Below are 26,019 nucleotides of genomic sequence, written 5' to 3'. Positions count from 1 at the left end.
TTATAAGTCTTAATCTATAATTACATCTTCATCATATTTTCAAAGCAATTTTCATGCCAAAACCATGTTGAAAAAGTAACAATATGCTTTCTAAAAATATATTCAGCTCATTTAGTCTCAATAGTAATTCATTGCTAAAATCTCTTCTAAAAATTATTTAAATTTTTAATTATAAAACTTCTATACATTTCCATCTGCCAATTACACTCTCGTAATATTAACATAGCAATTGTCATGCCAAAGCTATGTTGAAAAAGTATTAAGACACAATCAAAATAAAAAGGTAGAATCTTATTTTCTACCTTTTTAGGCACATGAAAGAAAATAACAAGTCCAAAATGCCATGATTATTTTTCATAAGGCAAGGAAGCAGATTTGTCTCATAGTGGACTATTAGAGGAATCTGCTAACGAAGCATGATGAAAAATAGGCTTGGCAGATGGATTTGTTATTTTTTTGAATGTGCCTTATTAATAATAGTAATTACATTTTTAACAATATATCTGAAATCTCTTTAGATGAATCTGCATGTTTTAATCTATCAATTACTTCTGCCCTTGATATAGTATCAAATAATTTTTCAACTATTTTTACATCACTCTCTTTTAATGCTAACATAATTACAACATCAACCTTACAATCATAGTCCCATAAAATAGGATTATTTAATTTAAAAATAGCTAATGATGGTTGCTCTACAAACTCTGACAAACCATGTGGTATACCAAAAATCCCCTCCAAAAGAGTTCCCCCCATCATTTCTCTCTTATATACACTCATTGTATAGCCTTCCTTAACTTTCCCTTTTGTAATCAACAATTTACACATTTCATCTATTAAATCACTTTTAACAAATATATCATCTCTAATCTGTATAAGTTCCTCATCAATTACACTTATCAAAGGATTTACACTTTCTACGCCCAGTAAATCTTTTAATCTTAATTTACCTGATTCTTTCAAAATATCTTGAAAAGATATAAAAGGAATAGTTTCTAATTCAGGATCAATTGTCCCAACAATTGCAGCTATATTATTTTCTTTACTTATATTAATTATTTCATTTTGAGCACTCTTTCTATTCATAATTCCAATTGGTATGATATTTAAACTCATATTTGAATTACTAAAAATATCTTCAAGATATTTTTTTATCTTTAAAGCAGTTCCTTCACCAGTTATGCATATTGTAATTATAGTTTTAATATATTTCTTTACACCTTGTACTTTTCCAACATAGACTTTATCACCATCAAGTGCTTTAGCAATTTCATAAAGATTACTATTTGCAATTAATGCCCTTCTCACAGCCTCAAGTACCATTACTGTGTCAACTCTGCCAATAACTCTTGTTGGAACTCCTGTTTCTTTAGTAATTATTTCTCCAAATGTAACTAAAGAACCCATGTCTACTAATAACAAGCATCCCTTACCTTCATGCACTTTCTTTACAACCTCTATGGTTCTTTTAAGTAGACTTCTAGGACTTTCATCAAGTGACATCTCTATCCCAACGGCAAGATTTGTACCTAACAGCGTATTAGCAACATCAGCCATACCACAGGCAACATGTCCATGACTTAATACAATAACAGCCACTCTTCTTACATTTTGATCCGTGCTTGAAAAAGTTTTTAAATACATAGCAATAAATCCTATTTCATCTTCGGGAAGTTCAATATTTAAACTTTTGTTTATTTCCTTAGTTAATAGTTTTGCGATTCTATACTCATTATAATATTGCTTTTTAATATAGTCTGATTCAGGATTCTTTATTATCCTTCCCTGTTTTAATCTTTCATAGGTTGAATTTAAGTGCATTGCTATACAATAATAAAAATTTTCTTGAATATTTTCTATATATTGTTTAGCAATATTAGTTACATTTTCAACCACATTTAATATTTTTTCATCTATTATATTTTTCAATTCTTCTTTAGGGAAAAATACGTTTGTTTCTATATTCTTTGCAAATTTATTTAAGTTAAACTCCATTTTGCTCCATATTATTTTATTAATTTGATCTTTACTTAGTCCTTGCTTTTCAAGTTTATAGTATTTTTCTTCTATATTATTATATATCCTATCAGGCAGCATATATCTGTCATCTTTTAATTCCTCAGTAACAGCATCATTAGGATTAATAACTAAATCTTCATTAATAATATCTTCTGAGACTCCCCCTCTATCCTCAACACTCAATATTCCTAATGGCACATGATCAGGTAAATCTTTAATATCAATAACAACATCACTTGAATTATGACTTAATGAATTAAAAAAGCCTCTTGCACACGCAACTTGTATATCACTTCTTAATTGTCCTATATTTCCTGGGCAATTGTATAATAATAATGATCTAATAACCTCATAACGCACAGTAATTTCTTTTCCAACTCTATATGATTCTTGTGAAAAGAAGTTTTTAATTAGTATATATCTTTCATTAATTGACCTATTATTAATAGATGGAAGTTCAATTATCATTGGTATTCTTCTTCTAAATGTTAACAATAAAGCCGATTTTGGATCTTCTGTAGTTGCTGCAATTATCATTACATTAGCTATTCTGCTATTTTCAGTTTCACCAAGTCTTCTGTACTTTCCCTTATCTAACAAGTAAAACAGTATTTCTTGTCCTTCACTTGGCAATCTATGGACTTCATCCAAAAATAATACTCCATTATTTGCTTTCTCCACCAAACCAACTTTGTCCGTATTAGCTCCAGTAAAAGCACCTTTACTATAGCCGAATAGTTGAGAAAGAAGTAATTGTGGATTTTCTGAGTAATCAGCACAGTTAAATATTATAAATGGTGCATTTTTTCCAAAATGTGAAGAACTAATTGCGAACTTGTACATAGATTCAGCAAAAAAACTTTTCCCAACACCTGATGGCCCGAGTAAAAGCGTATGAAGTCCATGTGGAGGATATAGCACTGCTGCCTCAGCTTGACTAATAGCATTTTTTAATGAGCCATGATATCCTATAATTTTTCTTAAGTAATTCTTCTTTTCATTATTTTCTTTATTAACTGGACTCACGATTTCTTTGTTTTTTATTTCTTTTACATTCTTATTTATCAAAGGTTTAACTTCTGTTAAATTTTCAGATGCACTTTCAACTGTCTCTACATTCATTGGGAACATTTTTTTAATTATATTTTTTTTAATCTGTGATGCAGAATATCGAGAAATATCATATCCAAGAAGAGATAATTTTTTACATAAATACCTATCTGAAATATTTTTATCCCCAATAATTAATTTCTTTATATCCTCATATAAAATTTTTTCTTTTCTTTGGCGAGAATTGTTTATATTCTTCTCTGTTCTAAATTGAGTAATATATTCTCTAGTTGTATTTACTAATTTAGCAATCTCACTATCAGTTAATGGATTTCTTTTGTCCTCATTTTCAATTAGTTTCAATATTTTATCTTCAAGCAAAATTCTTCCCCCTCATAATAATTGATTAATTCCATTTTTCTGCAGCCATCTAATTTACATGTATAATGATAAGCAATTTTATATTTTGCTATATATAAAAATAAATTAATCGTTTACTTAATTGTAATTTTTATTAATGAAACTACAATTATATTATAAAGCTTTTCCCTAAATTTTACATAACGTTAAATGATTTATTTTTCTAATATTTTCTTCATGTGTATAACATATCTCATTTATAAATAAACATATTTTTTCACTACCTTTCTTATAAATATAAATGTCAACAAAATAAAATAACCTACAACAATTTAAAATTTTGATTGTTGTAGGTTTAAAAATTAATTTCAGAAAAATTTGTACTTTTTTAGCTTAACTTTAAGCTATAATATAAACAGATAAACAGTAGTTAAACTGTATCCTTTATATTAATTTATCTTCTTTTAATAAATTATATAATGTTGGACTAAAATTAAATTGCTTCATTAAATCTTCAACTTCACATAAAGATTTCTCCCTTTTTTCCTTAGAGACCTTGAATTTTGATGCTCTGATCAATATATTTTTAGGCGAATGTGCTATATCTATAAATTCTAAAAGTTGAGTTTTATATCCTACGCTTTCTAAAAGATTTGCACGAACTGAATCTGTCATAAGAGCTGCGACTCTTTCTTGAATTATTCCATATCTTGTTAATATTGATAATGACTCTGCTTTCATTTGATGATTAAATTCATGTTGACAGCAAGGCACAGAGAAAATCATTTTAGTATTCCATTTTATTGCATTATATAAAGCATAATCTGTAGCAGTATCACATGCATGTAATGTTATTACCATATCAACTTTGTTATTATACTTAAATCCATTTATATCCCCAAGTTCAAATGATAAATTTTCATAATTATAGCGTTTAGCTATATCATTACATTTTTTTATAACATCAGCTTTAAGATCTAAGCCTATCATTTTTACATTGATTTTTTTAATTTCTACAAAATAATAATATAAAACAAATGTTAAATAAGATTTTCCACATCCAAAATCTAAAATCGTAAGTTCCTTGTAATCATTTTTCTTAATTTCATCATCAATAATTTCCACAAATCTATTTATCTGCTTATATTTATCATATTTTGAATTAACCACTTTACCTTCTTTTGTAAAAACTCCAAGGTCAATAAGAGGCTGAATAATCATACCTTCCTTTAAAATATAATTCTTTTCTTTATTGTGACTTTTATTAACAAGTTTTACATTATCACTTTTCTTCTTACTTAATAAAACCTTACCTTTTTTAGATATTTTCACATCAAAATTAGTTGCATTTGACCAAGCTGAAATCTGTTTATAGCTTGATGATACATACTCTAAAACTTTCTCTTCTAAAAGATTAACATCTATATTTTCATGAAACACTTGCTTATCTGTGTATTTTTCTATTTGATAATATTTTTTATTATTATTTTCTTTATATATAAATGTAATTTTATTATATTCAACATCTTTATTAATCTTATTGCTAATTACTAATTTTATAATATCTTCTTTTATTATTTCATCAATTGCTTTTCTTAAATCTTCCATCGTTCAACACACCTTACTAGTTATTTAAAAATTAATTGGGCATATACAATAATATCATTATATATACTAAATTAACAAGAATAAAACCATTTTCTTCAATAGTACAATTTATGTAATTTAAATTTATACATAAACAAATATAACATATTAAAGTTAAAATCTTACTTACTATTCTAGTCCTTTATTAAGTAAATTCTTAAAAACGTCCCATTCTACAAATTTTCCCCCCATACTTTCTAAATGATTTGTATGCATTTGGCAATCTATAAATATGAAACCTTCATCATTCAATTTTTGTGCTAATTTAATTAATGCTATTTTAGATGCATTACTTTCTTTAGAAAACATACTTTCTCCAAAAAAACTTTTTCCTATTTTAACTCCATATAATCCTCCAACTAGCTTTTCATCTAAATAGGTTTCAACACTCATCGCATATCCATTATTAAAGAGATTTATATATGCATCTTTCATGTCCTCATTGATCCAAGTTCCTTCATTATTAATTTCTCTTAGTAATTTACAATTACCTATTACACCTTCAAAATCATTATTAAAAGTCACTTTAAATTTTTCTTTTCTAATAATTTTTTTCATCGATTTAGAAATCTTAACTTCATTTGGTATCATAATAAATCTAGGTTTTGGACACCACCAAAGAATTGGATCTCCTTCACTATACCATGGAAATATACCATTACAATAAGCCAAAATAAGTCTTTCTAAAGACAAATCTCCACCAACAGCTAAAAGTCCATCTTCTTCCGAAAGTTCTGGATTTGGAAATATAATTTCTTTTGTTAACCTATATATTGCCAATATATTCACTTCCTTACCATAACTGTACTTAATCACTATAATAACACCAAATCGCATTAAAGAAAATGCTGAAATATTTGATTTCAATATTTCAGCAAAAGATTTGGATTCTATACGACACATTTTATTCTGTGGTCACCTTGGCTTAAATCCTGACAATATTAATTTTTAATTATGTAATTAAAGATGTCCTGTTAAATATTTATTCATGTGATAGGATATTCTCTATATAAGGGCACATTCAAATAAATAACGAGTCCCATCTGCCAGCCCATTTTCATTCATGCTACGTCGGCAAATTTTGCTAATACTCCCACTATGAAGGTAATTTACCTCCTTGTCTAATAAAAAATATCCATTACAAATTCGACTTGTTATTTATTTGCACGTGCCTAAATTTTTAAAAATCTTTTGTGATTTCTAATATATTAACTGTTTTTTCTTCATTATCTAGTACTTTATATTGTATTTCAATTTCAAAATCATCCGAAAAAGCTATATCAATATACTGACATTCATTCTTTTGTTCCTTATTTCCCTTATCCTCTATTACTCCCATACTCATAGCCATTGGATCTTTTATCAAATGTAATTCATATAAACATTCCTCAATATGAAGTAATTCTCTTACAGAAAAATTAATTATATTACTTAAATTATCAAATTCAAAAATAAACTTATTAAAAATCTTACTCCATCTTTCAAAAATATCAGTTATTTTTTGTTTTTCTTTATTATCTACCTCTTCTTTCTTTTTATTATAATTTTCTATTAAATTCTGAGCATCTGTTTTAACTTGTTGAAATTCAATACTAATTTCCTTTATATTTCTTTCTTTATTTGATATTAACTTAGTGTACTTTTTTATTAATTCATTTTTATATGAAATTTCTATATGAATATCCGAAAGCTTATTATTAATATCTGCTATATTAAATTTTACTTCTTTAAATTGTTCCATTAATAGATCTAATTTTTTTAATCCTGCATATCCCATGGCATCTTTAATTTCTTTTAATTTATTCTCCTCGGATTTCTTTAATTTTTCTAAATTGGAGTTGAATTTTTTTAGAATTATTATATCCTCATTTGATTCTTTTCTATCCTGAACTGCATTATTTAGCAAAGCATTTTGATCTTTTAACTTTTTCTCTATAGGATTTATTTTTTCTTTACATGATTCCATCTTATCTTTAGCTTCTAATAATTCTTCTTTTGATTTTTCTAGATTTTCTTGTAGTTTTATTATTCTATTCTCTTTTTCATCTTTTATAAAACTTGGAAGCATTTCTTCCATTGGTGTAAACCTACCTCCATAAGCTTTCACACTTAACCATACAAGTCTTGCAAAATGCTGTCTATTAACTTTTCTAAGCATATTTGTTAGTACTGGTTTTTCATCATCTACTGATTGTTCAAAATTTTTCTTTTCTTCATCATTCATGTTATAAAAAATTTCCTTTATATGCTTAGCTGTTTCTTGCAAATCAATCAAGCTGTGCTTATTTTCATAATCTTTATTTTTTTCACTAAGTATTTCTGAATATTTCATATAAATATTATCAGCTTTTTGACATGGTGTTGAATATATATCAAGTTTATATAACTTAGCAGCTTCTTCTATTACATCTATCGATATTTCGTCTTCTGTTAAATCTTCTATATCATTTTTAGATTTCCCAATAATAATATTTAATAGTCTTTCATCTAATTGATCCCTTGAAATTTTTTTTAGTTCAGCTTTCTTTTCATCTACCAAAGCCCATATTTCTTTTACTTCTGGCTCTTCAATTATACGATTCTTTCCAACTTTACTTCCTAAAAAATTAATTAAACTTATAGTTTTTTTCTTAGCTTTTTGTATAATTGGCTTTGATATATTAGCTATATTCATAGTCTCAATCAATGCAATTTGTTCTATTATATCGTCATCTGACATTTTTCTAAATCCATCAAAAATATTAGGCATATTTATCTCCTTAGTATATATTATCCATAAGTTGCTTTTAAAACCATACTCATTTAACAGTTTTAATATTTTTTGTATAAAATTACTTCTTTTTTTATATTATATCTCATATTTATTCATCAGCCAACATTTCAATACAACGTTTTGCAAAAGCTTCACCAAGAGCCTTGTGACCTTGTGCTGAAAGATGTAAAGCATCAATTTCTGATGGCTCAGTAATTAAAGCTGAATCCATAAATTCAATCCCTAGACTTTTTGCAACTTCCTCATATTTAGGAGCTAATTGTCGTGATAGTTCATATGATCTCATATAACCAAACTCTTCACCACAATTAGAATTTGTTATAGTTTTTCCAATATATAAAGGAGATACTAATAAAACTTTTGCTGAAGTATTTGTTGAACTTTTCTCTGCTGTGATATCAAGAACCATCTTTGCAAGAATACCAGCACCTTTTGCTATATCACATGCTGGTACATGATATCTTTCCTTCATATCATTAGAACCAAGCATTATAATAACCAAATCTAATGGATAATGAGATTTAATACATGGAGTTAAATATGTTTTTCCATTTTTTAAAATATCATAAGGATCATCCAATACTGTTGTTCTACTATTTAATCCTTCCTCAATAATACGATATTCTTCTCCAAGCAAGTTTTGCAAAATTCCTGTCCAACGTTCATTATAATCGTATCTTCCCCGATTTTCTGGATTAAATCCATGTGTATTAGAATCACCATAACAAAGTATATGTTTCATAAATTTTTCCTCCCTATTCATCATTTATTTCTTATTTTTACATAAAACATTTGCATTTTTATATCATACTTATTTTCCATTACATATATTAATTACAATTGACATATGTTTTTATTATTTATACAATCATCTTCTAAATTATTCTTAATTTTTGCGTTAATATTTATTATTATAAGTATATATTAACATAATTATATGGAATTATAATGCATTTCTAACTCCACACATACCTCTTATATTAAAATTCACCTTTACAATCCATTTATCTAATACCTTTATTATTAATGTGTATTTTATCAAAATAAAAAATGCCACAAATTCGTTTCTGAATAATGCGGCATTGATAACTTACCTCTAACTAATTTTAATTATTAGTATTACATATTACACGTAATCCTATTTTTTGCTTATTTTTATATTTAAATATTCTTAAAATCATATATCCAACAAAAATCATTGTATAAGTACTTAATCTCAACCAGTCTATCTTACTTTCATTTAATAGTATTAGTAAAATATGAACGTATGCTAATAAATAAAATAAATATGCCCATCTTTGCAGTCTTTTCCAGCTTCTCCCTTGCATCTTTCGTCTAACTTTCTTTATTGATGTTATAAATAATGGTATCATTACAATAAACCCTATAATACCTATGCCAATATAGCTAAAATATAATATTGGAAATTTGCCTTCAGTCATAATTTTAGGAAGTTTGAGTATTAAAAAACGAATAAAATATATAAACCCATGAGGCAACATCATAATGCATCCAATGATTGCTAATTCTGCTCTAATACTTAGCATTTTTTTGTGATTGTCCACTTTGAATTCAAAGCTCCGGCATACATTACCAATATAAAAAATGATATTGATATTAATCCCCTTATAGAAGTCTTTTCTAATGTAAGAATAACTCCCTCAAGCTTCATATTAGATGTTATTCTTAAGATTTCATATATAGATGTTAGTATTGCAATGACTCCTGATATAGAGTAATAAATATAATACTGTTTTTTGATAGATGATGTAAAAACTAATGACAATAATGTTACTAAAATTAATGTATAAATAAAAATCATGTTTGTTCTCCTCAAAATATAATACTGATGATAATGAATATCATTAACATTATATTTTATTATTTTTATTAAGTCAATATTTAATATGTTTGTATTTTTACTTGACCTAAAGTGCACTTTAGGTGCTATCATAAATACATCAAACATTTATAAATCACATTCAAAAAAATAAAAATTCTGTTTCTAAATTTTAAGCACATGAAACAGTTCTATTAGAGAAAGAAGGTAAAAATAATGAATAATATCTTAGATAAGATTTCAAATGCATCTGATATTAAAAATCTTAATTCAGATGAACTAAATTCTTTATGCTCTGAAATAAGAAATTGTATATTAACTAAAGTTAGTAAAGTTGGTGGACATCTTGGTCCTAATTTAGGAATTGTTGAACTAACTGTAGCTCTTCACTACGTTTTTAATTCTCCTAAAGATAAATTCGTATGGGATGTAAGTCACCAATCTTATGCTCATAAAATATTAACTGGAAGAAAAGAAGCATTTCAAATTGAAGAAAAATATAAAACTGTAACTGGTTTTACCTCTCCAACTGAAAGTGAACATGACTTTTTCACTATAGGCCATACTTCAACATCAGTCAGCTTAGCAAGTGGTTTAGCAAAAGCAAGAGATATTAAAGGCACTAAAGAAAACATAGTTGCAATAATTGGCGATGGTTCTTTAAGTGGTGGAGAAGCTTTTGAAGGATTGGATAATGTTGCTGAATTTAAATCTAATTTTATAACAATAGTCAATGATAATGAAATGTCTATAGCAGAAAATCATGGAGGAATTTATGGCAATCTTGCACTTCTTAGAAAAACAAATGGAACTGCTGAAATGAATATCTTTAAAGCTTTAGGTTTTAAGTATGTTTATATCGAAGAAGGAAATAATGTTAATGTATTAATAGAAGAATTAAAAAAAATAAAGGATATTGATGAGCCTATTGTTGTACATATACATACTTTAAAGGGTAATGGATATTCTTACGCATCAACTTATAAGGAAAATTTCCATTGGACACCACCATTTGACATTGAAACTGGAAAGCTTATTGGTGTTAATTCTAAGGAAACTTATAAGAAAACTGTTATAAATCACATAACTAAAAAAATTGATAATGACAATAGAATTGTTGTAATTAATGCAGCTGTTCCAGGTGCTTTAGATTTATGTGAATTTAGAGAAAGTCATCCTGAAAAATATTTTGATGTAGGAATTGCAGAAGAACACGCTATTGCCTTTTCTTCTGGATTAGCTTCTCAAGGAATGAAGCCTATTGCTTTCTTCCCTAGTACTTTTATTCAAAGAACTTATGACCAAATATCTCAAGATTTATGTATAAACAATAATCCTGCAGTAATTATTGTTGAAGGTGCTGGACTTTCAGGTAGTGATGTTACTCATTTAGGAATTTTTGATATACCAATGATGAGTAACATACCTAACCTAGTATATTTAGCACCAACTAATAAAGAAGAAGTGACAGCAATGATAGATTGGGCACTTGAACAAACTGATTTTCCTGTTGCTATTAGAATATCATCTTCTCAAATTAAAGAATTAAATCATAAACTTTCTTTAAAATATGAATTAAACAAATTTGAAAAAGTTGTTGAAGGTGAAAAAATTGCTATTATAGGACTTGGAAACTTCTTTAGCTTAGGTGAAGAAGTTGCAGAAGAATTAAAAAAGAAAGGAATAAATCCTACACTAATCAATCCAAGATTTATTACAGGTATTGATGAAGAAATGTTAACTTCATTGTTAGATAGCCATAATACTGTAATTACTCTTGAAGACGGTCTTTTAAATGGTGGATTTGGTGAAAAAATAGCTAGATTCTTTGGCCCTACAAATATGAAAGTTTTTAATTATGGTGCTAATAAGGAGTTTACTGATAGTGTACCTTTAAATGAATTATATAAAAGATATCACTTAACTGTTGATCAAATTATTAATGATATTTTATAGATAAATAATTGGAACTTTAGGTTTGTGCAGTAACTAAGCTAAGGAAACGAGGAATTTGTATGGTTTATACTATAAAGGAAGTTTCAGAAAAATTTCATTTAAATATTCCAACACTTCATTATTATGAAAAGGAAGGACTTTTACCGCCTATCAAACGTTTGCCTAATGGAAATAGAGAATATACAGACAAGGATTTAGAATGGTTAGCTTTAATATGCTGTTTTAGAAATACTGGAATGTCTATTTCAAATATAAAGCATTATTTTGAATTGTGTAAGCTTGGAAAAGAATCTGTTAATGAAAGACATAAAATGCTTTTAGATCAAAAAGAACATATTCAAAATGAAATTGAAGTTTTAAATGCATCTTTAATAACAATAAATAAAAAAATAAACTATTACGAAAAACAGCAAAAAGAAGACTCTGATGCTATAAATCCAATAAAAGGCATATTCAAATAAATAACAAGTCCATTTGCCTGATAAAAAATATCCATGGCAAATTGGACTTATTATTTATTTTCACGTGCCTAATAACCTGCCGAAATATTATATCGTATTTTCAATATAGAATCTATTTCGTAAATAGTATATTTTTTCTTTATTTGGATATAACATAATTATAGTAGATGTTTAATATCTATGGAGCAATATGTTCTAATTTAAAAATAAGGCATTGAAAAAGTATTTTGTTTCTTAAGAAATTAAGTTTAATTTTACTTTTTAGTGTCTTATTTCATTATTTCTTTATACATCAATTTTCTTGATTATAATCTGTGATTAAACTGTATCTTATTTTGAATCTTTGCTAATATCACAAATTTTAAAATAAAATAATTAAAATTCATCTATATTTTAAAATACAAAATGTAGCACTGCACTAAATAGTGTATGCTGCATTTTATTACTTCTACTAAATTGTTTAATAATCTTTTTTATAAGTTATATTTCTAATTTTTATTTTTTCAATATTCTTAGTATATTTTATTATTTCTATAATATAACATACTGCTGATAACGTAGTTACTATACATACTCCTAACAGAAATAAAGACAAATTATATAAAATACTAATATAAAACATTTCATTTCTCCTTTACTATAATTCATTATATATTAATATTTGCCTTATATTCTATTATTTAATCACTATATTCTTTATTTAAATTTATATTTCAAACAATTTAATTATCCAAAATATAAATGATAAATGCACTAAGCAAGCTTAGTGCATTTATCATTTCCTATTTTTTATAATTGTTGTTCATAGCTTTCTATCATATGTTTAACCATATAACCGCCAACGCTTCCGTTTTGTCTTGAAGTAAGGTTTCCCTTATCTTGGTTTTCATAATCGTTTAATCCAACTTCTGATGCAACCTCAGTTTTTAATCTGTTTAAACCTTGTTTTGCTTCTGGTACTAAAGTTCTGTTTCTTCCACTATTATTTGATGACATATATATCATCCTCCTTTAGTTATTAATTTATTGGACACTATTATATTAACCATTATATTAAAATATAATCTATTTAAATGTTTACAAAGGTACCATTAAAAAGTTTCATTAGATAACTTTAAATACTTTACCTTTTCAACTCAATTTTAATAAAAATTATATAAATAAGAACTTCTACTATAATTTTTTTATAGTAGAAGTCATTAATTTACAAAAATATTCTTAAAATAACATTCAATTTAATATAAAAATACTATGGTCTTTTCTTGGTTGAACCTCCTTTTAATTTACTCTTATAATAATTTAAAAATATAAATATTATCCAAATAACTACTCCACTTAAACTTACTAATTGGGCAATCCTAATGTTTCCAAGCATTAAGCTATCTGTTCTCATTCCCTCAATCACGAATCTTCCCATAGAGTATAAACCAATGTATGTAAAAAATACTATCCCATTTCTTTTACTTTTCCTTAATATAATCATTAATATTACAAAAACAGTTATATTCCAAATAGACTCATATAAAAAAGTTGGATTATAATATACTCCATTTATATTCATACCTTTTTGAATAAACATAGGAAAGTGCTTAATAAATTCATAACTCACGGCATCACCATGTGCTTCTTGATTGAAAAAATTTCCCCATCTTCCTAATGCTTGTGCAAAAATTATAGAAGGTGCTGCTACATCTGCAAATTTAATAAAATTAAGTTTTTTAACTTTGGTATATATTAATGCTGTTGTTATTGCAAAAATAAGTCCTCCATGTATAGCAAGTCCTCCATGCCTTATATTAAATGCTTCCATAATATTATTCTTATAGTTTTCAAATTCAAATGCTACATAATATAATCTAGCACCTATAATACCAATTGGAATAGAAAGAAGTACAATATTTAGCAAATTATCATAATCAACTTCTCTCCATTTACAATTATAGCTTGCCATTAACATTCCTATTACCATTCCAGTAGCAATTAATATACCATACCATCTTACATCAAGTCCTCCAATTGAAAATGCTGTTGGATTCATAATTTCATCTCCTTATTTTTTTATTTTGTAGTTCTTGTATAACCATAGCACAAGCTCCTACAGCTATAGATTTATCTTTATAATATCCTCCATTACTAAATTGAATATCATTATTCTTTATATGACATTTTTCATAAGCTATTTCTTTAGATGTATCATAAAATAACTTTGAATGTTGTATTAAAGGGCCACTTAATATTATTAATTCTGGATTAAATAATTTCATATAATTTGAAAGTCCTATTCCAAAATATAACGCTGAATTTTTTATTATATCCATTGCCACTTCATTTTTTGTTTCTGCTAAACTGCAAATATCCTTATAATCAATGCATTCTATTTTCTTGTTTATAGCAAATGTACTATCTTTTTTTATTTGATTAATAAACTTTTTTGTTATATTTGATATTGATGCATAACTTTCTATACATCCATAATTACCACATGAACATAATTCACCATCTGCATCAACAATCATATGTCCAAATACATCTTCTAAATTATTTATTGTACGAATTAAAATCCCTGATGATACAATTCCAGTTCTTATCCCTATTCCACAATTCACATAAGCAATATTCTTCTTACCTTTACCAATTCCAAAATTATACTCTCCTATAACTGCTGCATTAGCACCATTATCTATATGCATTGGTACACTTAATTCTTGCCTTAACGTATATTTCAAATATTCAACATTAAAACCACTAACTATCCCTATTCCTATCCCTATAATTGATGATTTTTGTATTTTTAAATTTCTACATAAACCCTTTATATAATTAGGTATACTTTTCTCTACAGTTTCAATCCTATATTCATCACTTAGCAACTTTTCTCCAAGTATTGTTAGTTTCAAATTGGTTATTATTATTCTAGTATATGTTCGTGAAATATCAATGCCAATTATATAAAAATCATTTGGATTTACATTATATAAACTTGGCTTTCTTCCACCTGTTGATTCACCTATATCTGTTTCTATAATTATTTTTTTATCAATCAAAATTTGAAGGTCTCTATTTAATGTTGTTAATTTTATTTTAGTAATATTAATTATCTCACTTTTAGATAAAGGACCATTTTTTTGTATAATATCAAATATGTATTTGCATCTATCATTCAATAAATAAAAACTTTCATATGACTCCAAAATTTCACTTCCCTTCTTAACATTAATAATATCACCTTTTAACCATTTTAGAAATAAGTTTTGTATTTATACTAGACACTTTTCATATATAATGCCTAAGAAGATCACCCTTTCAAAAAGAGCTTTAGTATTTGTAAAGATAAAAAAATATATAAACAAAAATTAGGACTAATTTAACCAAAATCCCCTCTTATTACTTACAAGCATATTACTCCAAATTAACCATTAAACAATAAAAAAAGAATGTAGTAGATTTGTTTTACACAAATCTAGCTACATCCACTTTACTTGTCATATTTCATTTAGACATAAAGTTTTATAAATTTCCTATTAAAAAATTAGTTTAATTTTCTAACAATCTCATAAAATTTTACGTGATATAATTTCTTCTCTAATTTAATATTTAAATTTGCTAGTTTCTTTACTTATTTCTTCAGCGACATCACTTAATTTTGAAGCAAATTTTGAAACTTCCTCAGAACTTGCTAGCAATTCTTCTGAAGATGCTGAAATTTCTTCTGATTCTGCTGTTGTTTCTTCTGATACAGCAGTAATGTTGTCTACCTTATCTGATACTGTATTTTTCACTCTTATTGTCTTTTCAATAGATGCATAAGTGTCTTCCACAAGTGGCGATATTTTAGCTACTGCATCTAACATATCATTGAATGAGTTCATAGTCTCCTTAACAATTCCAACTTGATTCATTATATAAGCTTTAACTTGATCAGATGTATCTATTACATTGATTGTCTCACCACTTATTGATTGAATTAACTTTTGTATTTGCTCAGTAGATTGCTTTGATTGTTCTGCAAGTGTTCTTACTTCTTCTGCAACTACAGCAAAACCTCTTCCTGCTTCTCCTGCTCTTGACGCCTCAATAGCTGCATTAAGTGCAAGTAAATTTGTTTGTTCTGATATTTCATTTATAACATAAGTTATTTGACCAACTTGTGATACACTTAAATTCAAATTATTAGTATGATTATCAACTACTTCAAATGCTTTCTTAATATCTTCAATGGATTTTAAAAGAACTTCCATCTGCTCCTTACCTATCTTTACTTTATCTTCTGTAAAGGCAGAACTTTCTTTTACATTTGAAATTTTATTTTCAATATTATTTACTTCATCAGCTAAATTTGAAATATGATCTGCAATTTCTAACAAGTCATTTGATTGCTTTGAAGCTCCTACACTTATTTCTTGTATAGAATTTGTAACTTCGCCAGTTGCAGCTGTCATTTGTTCAGCATTTGAGCTAAGACTTGAAGCCATATTATTTACAGTAGATATTTCATCTTTTATTTTTCTTATAGTACTTCTTAAGCTATCGCTCATGTAATTAAAACTTGATTGTAAAATACCTATTTCTCCAGTACTATTTATTGATACTTCATTATCAAATTCACCTTTAGATATTTTTTGTGAAATATTAACTAATTCAGATAATGGTTTAGTAATACCATTAGCTATTTTAAACATAATAACTGATATTACAATTATTGATGCTATAGCTATAACTAAAATTAATGCTATTATTCCATTAATAGTCTTATTTATACCTTCTGTTGAAATTCCCAGTTCAACTACTCCAACCTGTTCACCATTATTATCAACTGGAACCATTATATTATGTACTTGTATTTTCCCTTTATAATAATCCATTTTAGAATATACTTTTCCATTTAAAGCTGTCTTAATCCCTTCATTATCTTCGTTATTACCTATATTGTCTTTTTCACTATGAGCTACTATTTTTGAATTTTTATCTATAAATGCTACATAGACTACATTTTGACCATCAGTTAATTTTTCTATCAAAGTTTGCATTTCCAAGCTTGTACTTAAACTTTGTACTTTATTTGCCAAGATTCCCACTTGAACCATTCCACCATCATTTTTTCTTACATATCCATATTTATAATAGTTATTTGTTTCTCTGCTCTTTCTAATATTCTCCATAAATTCATTTTTATCACCTTTTAAAACAGGATAAGATATATGATCACTTCCAAATACAGAACCTATACTTGGCTGTAAATTTGAATAAATTATTTTACCTGTAGAATCTGTAAAATTTATTTCATCTACATTAAATTGTTTAGCTAATTGACTTAAATAATCATTATTGACTTTATCAGAGTTATTAGCAACAAAATTTGCAAGTGTTCTTATTCTTTCTTCAATGGATTCATTTAAAGAAGACATAGCAGCATTATTATTATCAGCTTGATTTGCTATTTGATTTGCTAACTCAATACCATCACTTTTCATTTTCTCCATAACCTTAGTTTTAACTACCCCTATAGTAATTATAGAAATTATTAGTATAGCAGTAAACATAACAGCTAAAGGTATGGTGAGAATTTTAAATTTTATACTCTCCCTCTTTTTTAATACTTTTTCATCCATAATACAACCCCTTCTCTCTAGTAATTTATAGATATCCAATTTAAGAATTAGACTTATAATTGGAATATGTTTCTATACTAGAAATTACATACATTTTTGTGAAACAGGCATTGAAATTGAACTGTGAAGGTTCTTAGTACAAGGCTGTACCATTTTCTTGCTTGCCTTAATTTTATATTAGGGCATGCAGAAATTGGTGCAACCTTGCACTTAGAACCTTCCAGTGAAAATTTCGTAGTCCTGTGGTGTGGAACAAAACTGTATGGAATTTCGGTAAATTATCGAATAAGTATGATTTATAATTTGGATATCTATAAAGTTTTATATTTATAATGTTTTTTTGTTTATCTTTTTCAAAATGTATACTTTTTCTTTCAATAAAAAACTGCCTCTGTTAAAAAACAGAGGCAGAAAATTTCCACGGTCCCACTCTGATTATTATGTTTAAAATTATAAACATAACATCTCTTTGTGCTATATCAGGCACACCTGCTAAGCCTAATAATATATTTCAGCTTAGTGCTCTAGGATGCATTCTATTAAATTCAATTTAGAATTCCTCTCAGCTATTTTAAGAACTCCTCTCTGAAAACTTCCATTAATATACTTGTTCCCTTCATCGCATTAACATAATATTAATCCATATATCACAAACTATACTAGTATTCATACTAATTTACTATAGTTTCTACAATATAATTATATTGTAGATGGCATAATTAGTCAATAATACTTTATATTTCACAATAAAAATATTATTTTGTTACATTTAAAAGCAGCAGTGAGTATCTGTTTCTCTAATTATTACCTAATATTTGAATTTTAAATTATTTATCTATTGTATAAAATTAAAAGTAAACTAATTCATCTTCAATTTTATCTATTGATCTATAATCGGTAACAACTAAAAATGGAATATCTCGTTGCTCATAATCTATAAACTTTTTATGAAGTACGCCCTCCACTTCAATCCATTCTTTATCCTTAAATTTAAATGGTTTATTAGTTTGGCATAAAATACCCAAGAATGAAATATCATCTTCACAGCAAGTCATAGCATTTCTTCCAAAAGCAAAAATATTTTTTGGATAATTAGGATTAATAGATGCAATTCCCTTCATTTTTATGCTCTTGCCTTCATATTTTGCTGGTGACTCTAGTGAATCTAAATACCATGCTCCAAAATCATAATCTTTAAACTCTATCACTTTAGAATTTATATCAAAAGGTAACTCTAATGGTCTGTCATCTATTTCACCGTTTTCTAATTCAAAAATCATGTTTGCTCTTGCATTAATAGCCTTTACACTATTTCTAAATTTCAATTTATTTGTATCATCTTTGCAACGATTAAATATGATTAAGTCTGAATCTTTAAATTGCTCTATTAATAAAGACTTCATGTTGTTCATGTAACTCTCAAAAGTAGAAGCATCAATAGGTGTTATAACTTGAGCTATTTCCCATCCTTTAGGCATATGTAAATTTTCTATAACATCATATTGCCACATACCATTGTATTCTAATACAACTTTACTTGGCTTGTGCTCTTCATTGTATTGATTTAAAAATGAATATGTTAAACCTTCCTTTTTATTAATATATACTATATCAATATTGTTCTTATTTAGAAAATCCTGTTCATATTCTTCTATACCACTTTCACAAACAATTAAAGTGATATTTTCTCCTTCTACAAATTCTGGATCATTAAATATCTCTTTAACAAAAGTAGTTTTGCCACCTTCTAAAAATCCGGTAACAAGAAAAACTGGTATATCCCTCATGATTTTATCCCTTCTTTCTTATATATGAAATAATTCTTGTATTTTATTTTTATTAATATTTGTGCCTATGACACATAATCTTCCTGTATAATCAGATACGCCTTCACGTACTTCATATTCACCTGGAACTAAATCAAAATTAATCCAACCACCTTCAGTACATGGTATTATTCCTTTTGCACGTAAAATGATACCACATTCTGAGGATTCTGATAAAATTCTTAATATATCATTTATTTCTGATTTAGAATATTTTTTAGGTGTTTCTACTCCCCAACTTGTGAATATTTCATCTGCATGATGATGATCGTGATTATGATCATTGCAACCACATCCTTCATGATGATGGTGGTGCTCATGGTCATGACAACCGCAGTTTTCATCATGACTATGATGATGCTCATGATCATGACATCCACAATTTTCATCATGATGATGTTCATGGTTATGGCAGCCACATTCTTCATCATGGTGGTGATGTTCATGGTGTTCTTTTACTTCTGTTAAAAGTTCTTTTTCAAGTGAATTTTCCCTTTCCATAGCTTCAAGGATTTGTTTTCCATTAATTTCATCCCAATTTGTAGTTATTATTGTTGCATTACTATTATGTTTTCTTATTTGCGATACACATGATTCTAATTTTTCTTCAGAAAGTTTTTGAGAACGGCTTAAAACAATAGTATTAGCATTTTCAATTTGATTATTAAAGAATTCTCCAAAGTTATCCATATACATTTTACACTTCATTGCATCAACAACTGCAACAAAACTGTTAAGTTTAATATTAACTTCATCTTTTATATTTTCAACTGCTTTAATTACATCTGATAATTTTCCTACTCCAGATGGTTCTATTATTATACGTTCTGGTGAATATTTAGCTAATGCTTCTTTAAGAGCAACTCCAAAGTCACCAACCAAAGAGCAACAAATACAACCAGAATTCATTTCGGTAATTTCAATTCCTGAATTATTTAAAAAACCTCCATCAATTCCTATTTCACCAAATTCATTTTCAATTAACATAAGCTTTTCACCTTCAAAAACTTCTGTTATTAATTTTTTAATTAGAGTAGTCTTCCCTGCTCCAAGAAATCCTGAAATAATATCTATTTTTGTCATATTAAAAATCCTTTCTATATGTAATTTATATTATTATCAATACAATTAGCTTTAATATTATTAATGGTATTATATTTAATAATATTTCTAACATCTATAATGTTACCACTTCTGCTTAATTTTTCAATAATAATCTGATAGCATATATTTGCAAAGTGAGATTATAGATATCCCATCAACTAATATATTGATTACATGGAATATAAAGGTTATAATAAAATTATAGTGTCGACAGTATACATTTTATTGATACAAGGAGATAGAAATGGATAATTACAAAATTGAAAAAGCGCCTTCTTACTATAGCCAAGCTTATAATTCAATAAAAGAAATGATTTTTAATGGAGTCTTAAAACCTGGTGATCGAATTTATGAATCAAAGCTTGCTAGTGAATTCCAAATAAGTAGAAGCCCAGTAAGAGAAGCTATACGTTCATTAGAAAAAGATGGATTACTTTTGATTGATAATAAGTCTAAAATTACAGTATATAAACCAACGCTAAAGGATATTGAGGATATTTACGAATGTCGCCAAGCTTTAGAGTCTCAAGCAGCAAGATTAACTACACGTAAAGCTTCTAATAAAGATTTAGAAAAAATTGAAAATATATTATTAGAAACTAACGAAAAAATAGAACATTTTGATGACACACTGATTCAAAACATTATTTCATTAAATACTCAATTTCATAATTTAATTTTAAGTTTCAGTCAAAATAGTCGCCTTCAAAATCAGAGCAGCCATTTAAATTTGCTTACTCATTTTTATAGAAGTATAGATATCTATGAGCACAACCGAAATATGGATATTTTCAACTATCATCTTAAAATATTTCATTTTATAAAAAAACGTGATGAAGAAAAAGCTGCCCAAACAATGTATAACCATATAAATAATGATTTACAACATTTAAAAGATATTATCTCTATGAATTATACAATTTAAAAATTAATTATTATTTTTTGAAATAGATTTAATAAAGGAGAGGATGTAAAATGGTTATTTTTAATGCTTTAGGAAGTGTATTCAGCATTGTTCTTATGATTTCTGCTGGATATTTCTTATCTCATAAAGGATGGTTTGATGAAAAGACTTCTAAACTTTTTTCAAAATTAGTATGTAATCTAGCAATTCCCTGTCTTATGATTTCTCAGTTTACTGAAAGCTTTGATAGAGATAAATTAACTAATTTAAGTGCAGGACTATTCGCTCCATTTACTTCTATGGCTATTGGTTATTTAATTGCTGTAGTAATTTCGAAAGTTATAAGAGTTAGAAAAGGACGAATTGGTACTTTTAGATCAATGTTTTTTGTATCTAATTCTATATTTATTGGACTTCCAGTAAATATGGCTCTATTTGGAGAAAAAAGTATTCCTAGTGTTCTATTATATTACATAGCTAATACAACTTTTTTTTGGACTCTTGGTGCATATGAAATAAGCAGAGATGGAGAATCTAAAAATGCTAATATCTTCTCTTTGGATACACTAAAAAGAATTATATCACCACCACTTATAGGTTTTGTGCTAGGAGTTATACTTGTAGTACTTAATATTCATCTACCAAAATTTATTTTAGACACATGCAAATACTTTGGTAATTTAACTACACCTCTAGCAATGTTATTTATAGGAATAACAATTCATTCTGTTGACTTAAAGCAATTTAAGTTCAGTATTGATATGCTGGCAATACTTTTAGGAAGATTTGTTGTTTCACCAATGCTAATTTTTATGTTATGTAATTTTTCAAACACACCATTACTTACCAAAGAAGTATTTGTTATTCAAGCTGCTATGCCTGTTATGACTAACACTTCAATTGTTTCAAAATGCTATAATGCTGACTACGAATATGCTACAGTTAATACAATTATAACAACAATTCTCAGCTTACTAGTTATTCCTATTTATATGTTAATATTGAGTTAATCAATGTTTCCACTAGTATCTTTTCTTTAACTCTAGAAACTCATCTTGTATAAAAATTTATAACTTTTAATATAGAACATTACACTAAAAAACTTATAGAAAAAGTAAGGAACTGGAATAATTTTTTTATCTTCTTTCAGTCCCTTACCTTTTATACAATTGCTTTAATATAATTTTCTATATTTATTAATTCTATTTTATCTTATTACTTTTATTAATTCGTCTTTTTCTTTTATATCTTTATCGATTAATGATAATATATCTCTATAGTCATTTACATTAGTAACAAGAACTGGAGTTATTACTTCATATCCTTCTTTTTTAATAGCCTCAATATCAAATTCAACTAATAAATCTCCTGCCTTTACTTTATCGCCACTCTTAACATGAGCTGTAAAGTGTTTTCCTCCTAATTTTACTGTATCTAAGCCTATGTGTATCAAAATTTCTACTCCATCATCAGATGTGATTCCTATAGCATGTTTTGTTTCAAACAATGCTGAAATTACTCCATTGACTGGCGATACTGCTTTACCTACACTTGGTATTATAGCTGCACCTTTTCCCATTATTTCTTCTGAGAATGTTATATCATTTACTTGACTTAATGATACTGATTTCCCTTGAATTGGAGCTAAAATTACTGCTTCACTTTTAGATTCCATTTTATCTAAAGCAGTTTCTTTAATTTCCATTATGTCTTCATTTAAAATCTCTTCGTTATCTTCATCTTCTTCATTAGCTGGATCATCAAATCCAATTATCCATGTTAATACAAACGAACCTACAATTGCAATAGCTGCTGTTATTAAAGCGTTAGTAAAGTTTGAGCTTCCATTTGGATCAATAAATTGAACTATAGCTATAAGTGATGGTGTTGCAAAAACATATACTTTTAAAGCTACAATTCCTGCATAAAGACCAGCTATACCACTTGCTATCATACTTGCTATTAAAGGCTTTTTATATTTTATTGTTACGCCATACATTGCTGGTTCTGTTACTCCTGCAAGTAAAGCTGAAATACTTGATGCACTTGCAACTTGTTTTAACTCTTTATTTCTAGACTTAAGTGATACTGCTAGTGATGACGCTCCTTGTGCTAAATTAGATGGAAGCATTGCAACTAATAATAATGTTTCATATCCTCCTGGATTTGCTAAAGCTGCTAATGCCATAGGTACAAATGCCCAATGCATTCCTGTCATAACTATAAGTGGCATAAACGCCGCCATTAATGGTAATGCTATCCAATTTGCTTTATCTTGAATTGTATACATTGCTGTTGATAAACCTTTACCTACTAAAAATCCAATTGGTCCAATAACTATTATTGCAATTGGCATAGCTATAAGTAATATTAACATTGGTTTTAAAAAGTTCTTTGTAACTGCTGGAGTTATTTTCTCTACAATTTCTTCTATATATTTCATTACCCATGCCATCAATATTACTGGAATAACTGAATATCCATAACTTGCTGGTGTAACTGGTACTCCTAAAAATGATACAGCATCCCCTGTCCCAAGCAACTTTACAAAATCCGGATATACCATAACACCTATTACTGCTGCAAATGTGTATGGATTAATATTAAACTTTTTAGAAGTTGACATTACAAGTATCATTGGCAAGAAATAAAATGTTGCATCTCCAAGTGCTGATAATATAGCACATGTTTGACTATCCTTTGATAAAACTCCTAGTGTTGTAAGTAATACAACTAAAACTTTTATCATACCAGCACCAATAATTGCTGGCATTGTAGCTGACATACTTCCTGATATCACATCTAATACTCTTGTAATTATACCTTGTTTTTCGCCTGAGCCTTCAGTTTTATTAGAACTGTCACTAAAATTACCAAGCTTCAATATCTCTTTATAACATTTAGAAACTTCATTTCCTATAATTATTTGATATTGACCACCCTTTTTCATGATACCCATGACACCTTTTATTTTTTTAACTTCTTCATCATTTACAATACTTTCATCTTTTAATACAAATCTAAGTCTTGTCATACAGTGCATAACACTATTTACATTACTTTCTCCACCTATTTTTTCTAATATTTTTTTCGCTACTATTGAATAATCCATAATACGAATCCTCCATTTAAAATAAATTTTTTAATAATTAATTTTAATGAAGTAAAGCCCATAATGCATTTTTTTGCATACGGTAACATTCTTGCATTTTAACATTTCTCATTTATTGTATATACTTTTTTATAAAAAATACCCAAGGAATGTAAAAGAGTGCTCATTCTACATTTCTTAGGTATAGCCTGCATTATCAGTAACAATCCCGCCTATTATTCAGTTTGTTTTGTAACTCTGTTTATATGTACCGCTAAATACATCATTTCTTCATCAGTAAGTTCAGCATTGAATTCACTTTTAATATATTTTTTAATTTTTTCAACACACTCATATTCTGACTTAAATTTCATTTTCATTATTTCAGAAAGACTTGCATCTTCATCTTTAATTTCCTTACCACTAAATATTCTTTGAGAGAAAAATTTTAAATGAGTAATAAATCTTTCATAATGAAGTGAATATTCATCTAATTCTAGTTTATAATGAAACTTTACTATATTTAAAATACTTTGAATCATATTAGTCATGCTCATAGTATCATCCATATTATTAGAATTCAATTGAGCATTAACAATATGTAACGCAATATTTGCCGCTTCATCTTCTGGTAAATCAACATTTAATTTTTTCTTGATTATTTCAAGAGCTTCTTTACCAATTAAAAACTCATGGTTATAAAATCTTTTTATCTCCCATAATAACGCATTTTTAAATTGTAAACCTTTTTCAACTCTTTCCATTGCAAAATTTATATGATCTGTTAATAGAATATAAATATTATCATTAAGTTTCTTTCCTAGAGAATACCTTGCATAAGATACTATCTCATTAGTTGTTTGGATAACTTCTAAAGGAATATCTGATAATAACTCTATTAACTTATTAGAATAATTTTTATTTTCAAGAGAATAAATCTTTTCTATCTTACTTTGATCAATAAGTTCTCCGACTTTTTTTCCAAATCCAAGCCCACATCCCATAATAAGAACTTCCTTGTTATTTTTATCAAAAGATTGAATTAAATTATTGTTTATTATCTTCTTTATTTTCATGATTGTTCCCCTCTAAGTATGTAATAAATAAACTAAACAAATATACTAATAAAGATATAGATATAGTATTTATTTCCAATACAAACCCTAAATTTTCATTTTAAAAATAAAATGTATATATCATATTATTGTGGTACAAAAAAAGACCATACCACAAATAATATTTTTAAATATCATTTATAAAGTGGTAAAGCCTGCATAACCAGTAACAACCCTTTTTCTTTATATGTAAATGATATCACAATCTTTTTTATATGTCAAATACTTTGTCCTTATATGTAATTCATCTCAACTAGAAAGAAG

At 26.9% G+C, this 26,019-nt stretch carries 20 protein-coding genes and 1 other annotated feature; of the genes, 4 read left to right on the top strand and 16 right to left on the bottom strand.

The features are described 5' to 3' along the window. Positions 1 to 483 precede the first annotated feature (483 nt). From CLSA_RS08780 to CLSA_RS22465, 7 genes are all read right to left on the bottom strand, one after another. Complete coding sequence (locus CLSA_RS08780; RefSeq protein ID WP_022745522.1) at positions 484 to 3,450, bottom strand: sigma 54-interacting transcriptional regulator; 2,967 nt, start codon at positions 3,448 to 3,450, stop codon at positions 484 to 486. A gap of 423 nt (positions 3,451 to 3,873) precedes the next feature. Next, on the bottom strand, positions 3,874 to 5,037 hold the full coding sequence (locus CLSA_RS08775; protein WP_022745519.1) for a class I SAM-dependent methyltransferase: 1,164 nt from the start codon (positions 5,035 to 5,037) through the stop codon (positions 3,874 to 3,876). A gap of 168 nt (positions 5,038 to 5,205) precedes the next feature. Then, positions 5,206 to 5,856, bottom strand: a complete 651-nt coding sequence (aat, locus tag CLSA_RS08770) for a leucyl/phenylalanyl-tRNA--protein transferase (RefSeq protein ID WP_041716527.1) — start codon at positions 5,854 to 5,856, stop codon at positions 5,206 to 5,208. A gap of 400 nt (positions 5,857 to 6,256) precedes the next feature. After that, positions 6,257 to 7,825, bottom strand: coding sequence for a coiled-coil domain-containing protein (locus CLSA_RS08765; RefSeq protein ID WP_022745515.1), 1,569 nt, complete (start codon positions 7,823 to 7,825; stop codon positions 6,257 to 6,259). A gap of 112 nt (positions 7,826 to 7,937) precedes the next feature. Continuing rightward, a complete protein-coding gene (locus tag CLSA_RS08760; RefSeq protein WP_022745513.1) occupies positions 7,938 to 8,591 on the bottom strand; it encodes an SGNH/GDSL hydrolase family protein in 654 nt (217 codons plus the stop codon). Positions 8,592 to 8,955: 364 nt separating this feature from the next. Beyond that, a complete protein-coding gene (locus tag CLSA_RS08755) occupies positions 8,956 to 9,396 on the bottom strand; it encodes a ferric reductase-like transmembrane domain-containing protein (protein WP_335618170.1) in 441 nt (146 codons plus the stop codon). Continuing rightward, positions 9,390 to 9,671 carry a hypothetical protein gene (locus CLSA_RS22465; protein ID WP_077393770.1) on the bottom strand — a complete coding sequence of 94 codons (282 nt, stop codon included), beginning with the start codon at positions 9,669 to 9,671 and terminating at the stop codon, positions 9,390 to 9,392. The genes CLSA_RS08755 and CLSA_RS22465 overlap by 7 nt, the downstream gene beginning before the upstream one ends. 234 nt (positions 9,672 to 9,905) lie before the next feature. Here CLSA_RS22465 and CLSA_RS08750 point away from each other — a divergent pair, with 234 nt between their 5' ends. Then, positions 9,906 to 11,645 (top strand): 1-deoxy-D-xylulose-5-phosphate synthase, encoded by a 1,740-nt coding sequence (locus CLSA_RS08750; RefSeq protein ID WP_022745511.1) that lies wholly within the window; start codon positions 9,906 to 9,908, stop codon positions 11,643 to 11,645. 59 nt (positions 11,646 to 11,704) lie between these two features. Beyond that, the gene (locus CLSA_RS08745; RefSeq protein ID WP_022745510.1) at positions 11,705 to 12,106 is read left to right on the top strand and encodes a MerR family transcriptional regulator; all 402 of its coding nucleotides are present in this window, start codon (positions 11,705 to 11,707) and stop codon (positions 12,104 to 12,106) included. Positions 12,107 to 12,566: 460 nt separating this feature from the next. Here CLSA_RS08745 and CLSA_RS23415 read toward each other — a convergent pair whose 3' ends face one another. From CLSA_RS23415 to CLSA_RS08715, 7 genes are all read right to left on the bottom strand, one after another. Then, on the bottom strand, positions 12,567 to 12,728 hold the full coding sequence (locus CLSA_RS23415) for a hypothetical protein (protein WP_169729026.1): 162 nt from the start codon (positions 12,726 to 12,728) through the stop codon (positions 12,567 to 12,569). Positions 12,729 to 12,895: 167 nt separating this feature from the next. After that, entirely contained in the window at positions 12,896 to 13,102 is a 207-nt protein-coding gene (locus tag CLSA_RS08740; RefSeq protein WP_022745508.1) for an alpha/beta-type small acid-soluble spore protein, read from the bottom strand. 253 nt (positions 13,103 to 13,355) lie between these two features. Next, entirely contained in the window at positions 13,356 to 14,144 is a 789-nt protein-coding gene (gene lgt / locus CLSA_RS08735) for a prolipoprotein diacylglyceryl transferase (RefSeq protein WP_022745507.1), read from the bottom strand. Positions 14,145 to 14,148: 4 nt separating this feature from the next. Next, positions 14,149 to 15,297 (bottom strand): ROK family protein, encoded by a 1,149-nt coding sequence (locus CLSA_RS08730; RefSeq protein WP_022745506.1) that lies wholly within the window; start codon positions 15,295 to 15,297, stop codon positions 14,149 to 14,151. Positions 15,298 to 15,693: 396 nt separating this feature from the next. Next, positions 15,694 to 17,715, bottom strand: a complete 2,022-nt coding sequence (locus CLSA_RS08725) for a methyl-accepting chemotaxis protein (RefSeq protein ID WP_022745503.1) — start codon at positions 17,713 to 17,715, stop codon at positions 15,694 to 15,696. Positions 17,716 to 18,115: 400 nt separating this feature from the next. Further along, positions 18,116 to 18,344: a binding site (T-box leader), on the bottom strand. Positions 18,345 to 18,563: 219 nt separating this feature from the next. Continuing rightward, positions 18,564 to 19,502, bottom strand: coding sequence for a TIGR03943 family putative permease subunit (locus CLSA_RS08720; RefSeq protein ID WP_022745500.1), 939 nt, complete (start codon positions 19,500 to 19,502; stop codon positions 18,564 to 18,566). An 18-nt stretch (positions 19,503 to 19,520) separates the two neighbouring features. Next, positions 19,521 to 20,624 (bottom strand): CobW family GTP-binding protein, encoded by a 1,104-nt coding sequence (locus CLSA_RS08715; RefSeq protein WP_022745498.1) that lies wholly within the window; start codon positions 20,622 to 20,624, stop codon positions 19,521 to 19,523. 265 nt (positions 20,625 to 20,889) lie between these two features. Here CLSA_RS08715 and CLSA_RS08710 point away from each other — a divergent pair, with 265 nt between their 5' ends. After that, positions 20,890 to 21,570: a GntR family transcriptional regulator gene (locus CLSA_RS08710; protein ID WP_022745495.1), complete on the top strand. Its 681-nt coding sequence runs from the start codon at positions 20,890 to 20,892 to the stop codon at positions 21,568 to 21,570. Between the two features lie 50 nt (positions 21,571 to 21,620). Further along, entirely contained in the window at positions 21,621 to 22,559 is a 939-nt protein-coding gene (locus tag CLSA_RS08705) for an AEC family transporter (protein ID WP_022745493.1), read from the top strand. 197 nt (positions 22,560 to 22,756) lie between these two features. On the opposite strand, the gene CLSA_RS08700 is transcribed toward CLSA_RS08705, so the two are convergent. Continuing rightward, positions 22,757 to 24,661 (bottom strand): beta-glucoside-specific PTS transporter subunit IIABC, encoded by a 1,905-nt coding sequence (locus CLSA_RS08700; RefSeq protein WP_022745490.1) that lies wholly within the window; start codon positions 24,659 to 24,661, stop codon positions 22,757 to 22,759. Between the two features lie 215 nt (positions 24,662 to 24,876). Next, the gene (licT, locus tag CLSA_RS08695; protein ID WP_022745487.1) at positions 24,877 to 25,716 is read right to left on the bottom strand and encodes a BglG family transcription antiterminator LicT; all 840 of its coding nucleotides are present in this window, start codon (positions 25,714 to 25,716) and stop codon (positions 24,877 to 24,879) included. Positions 25,717 to 26,019: the final 303 nt, after the last annotated feature.

It is taken from the genome of Clostridium saccharobutylicum DSM 13864, from assembly GCF_000473995.1.
Classification (GTDB): domain Bacteria; phylum Bacillota; class Clostridia; order Clostridiales; family Clostridiaceae; genus Clostridium; species Clostridium saccharobutylicum.
The sequence above is the reverse complement of the archived record's forward strand: the minus strand, read 5'-3'. Positions and strand labels throughout refer to the sequence as shown.

Excerpts from the sequence above, each read along its gene's own strand:
- CLSA_RS08760 (WP_022745513.1), bottom strand. The coding sequence starts at position 8,591 with ATGAAACATATACTTTGTTATGGTGATTCTAATACACATGGATTTAAT.
- licT (WP_022745487.1), bottom strand. The coding sequence starts at position 25,716 with ATGAAAATAAAGAAGATAATAAACAATAATTTAATTCAATCTTTTGAT.
- CLSA_RS08725 (WP_022745503.1), bottom strand. The coding sequence starts at position 17,715 with ATGGATGAAAAAGTATTAAAAAAGAGGGAGAGTATAAAATTTAAAATT.
- CLSA_RS08710 (WP_022745495.1), top strand. The coding sequence starts at position 20,890 with ATGGATAATTACAAAATTGAAAAAGCGCCTTCTTACTATAGCCAAGCT.
- CLSA_RS08705 (WP_022745493.1), top strand. The coding sequence starts at position 21,621 with ATGGTTATTTTTAATGCTTTAGGAAGTGTATTCAGCATTGTTCTTATG.
- CLSA_RS08755 (WP_335618170.1), bottom strand. The coding sequence starts at position 9,396 with ATGCTAAGTATTAGAGCAGAATTAGCAATCATTGGATGCATTATGATG.
- CLSA_RS08765 (WP_022745515.1), bottom strand. The coding sequence starts at position 7,825 with ATGCCTAATATTTTTGATGGATTTAGAAAAATGTCAGATGACGATATA.
- CLSA_RS08720 (WP_022745500.1), bottom strand. The coding sequence starts at position 19,502 with ATGAGGGATATACCAGTTTTTCTTGTTACCGGATTTTTAGAAGGTGGC.
- CLSA_RS22465 (WP_077393770.1), bottom strand. The coding sequence starts at position 9,671 with ATGATTTTTATTTATACATTAATTTTAGTAACATTATTGTCATTAGTT.
- CLSA_RS08740 (WP_022745508.1), bottom strand. The coding sequence starts at position 13,102 with ATGTCATCAAATAATAGTGGAAGAAACAGAACTTTAGTACCAGAAGCA.
- CLSA_RS08700 (WP_022745490.1), bottom strand. The coding sequence starts at position 24,661 with ATGGATTATTCAATAGTAGCGAAAAAAATATTAGAAAAAATAGGTGGA.
- lgt (WP_022745507.1), bottom strand. The coding sequence starts at position 14,144 with ATGAATCCAACAGCATTTTCAATTGGAGGACTTGATGTAAGATGGTAT.
- CLSA_RS08715 (WP_022745498.1), bottom strand. The coding sequence starts at position 20,624 with ATGACAAAAATAGATATTATTTCAGGATTTCTTGGAGCAGGGAAGACT.
- CLSA_RS08750 (WP_022745511.1), top strand. The coding sequence starts at position 9,906 with ATGAATAATATCTTAGATAAGATTTCAAATGCATCTGATATTAAAAAT.
- CLSA_RS08745 (WP_022745510.1), top strand. The coding sequence starts at position 11,705 with ATGGTTTATACTATAAAGGAAGTTTCAGAAAAATTTCATTTAAATATT.
- CLSA_RS08775 (WP_022745519.1), bottom strand. The coding sequence starts at position 5,037 with ATGGAAGATTTAAGAAAAGCAATTGATGAAATAATAAAAGAAGATATT.
- CLSA_RS23415 (WP_169729026.1), bottom strand. The coding sequence starts at position 12,728 with ATGTTTTATATTAGTATTTTATATAATTTGTCTTTATTTCTGTTAGGA.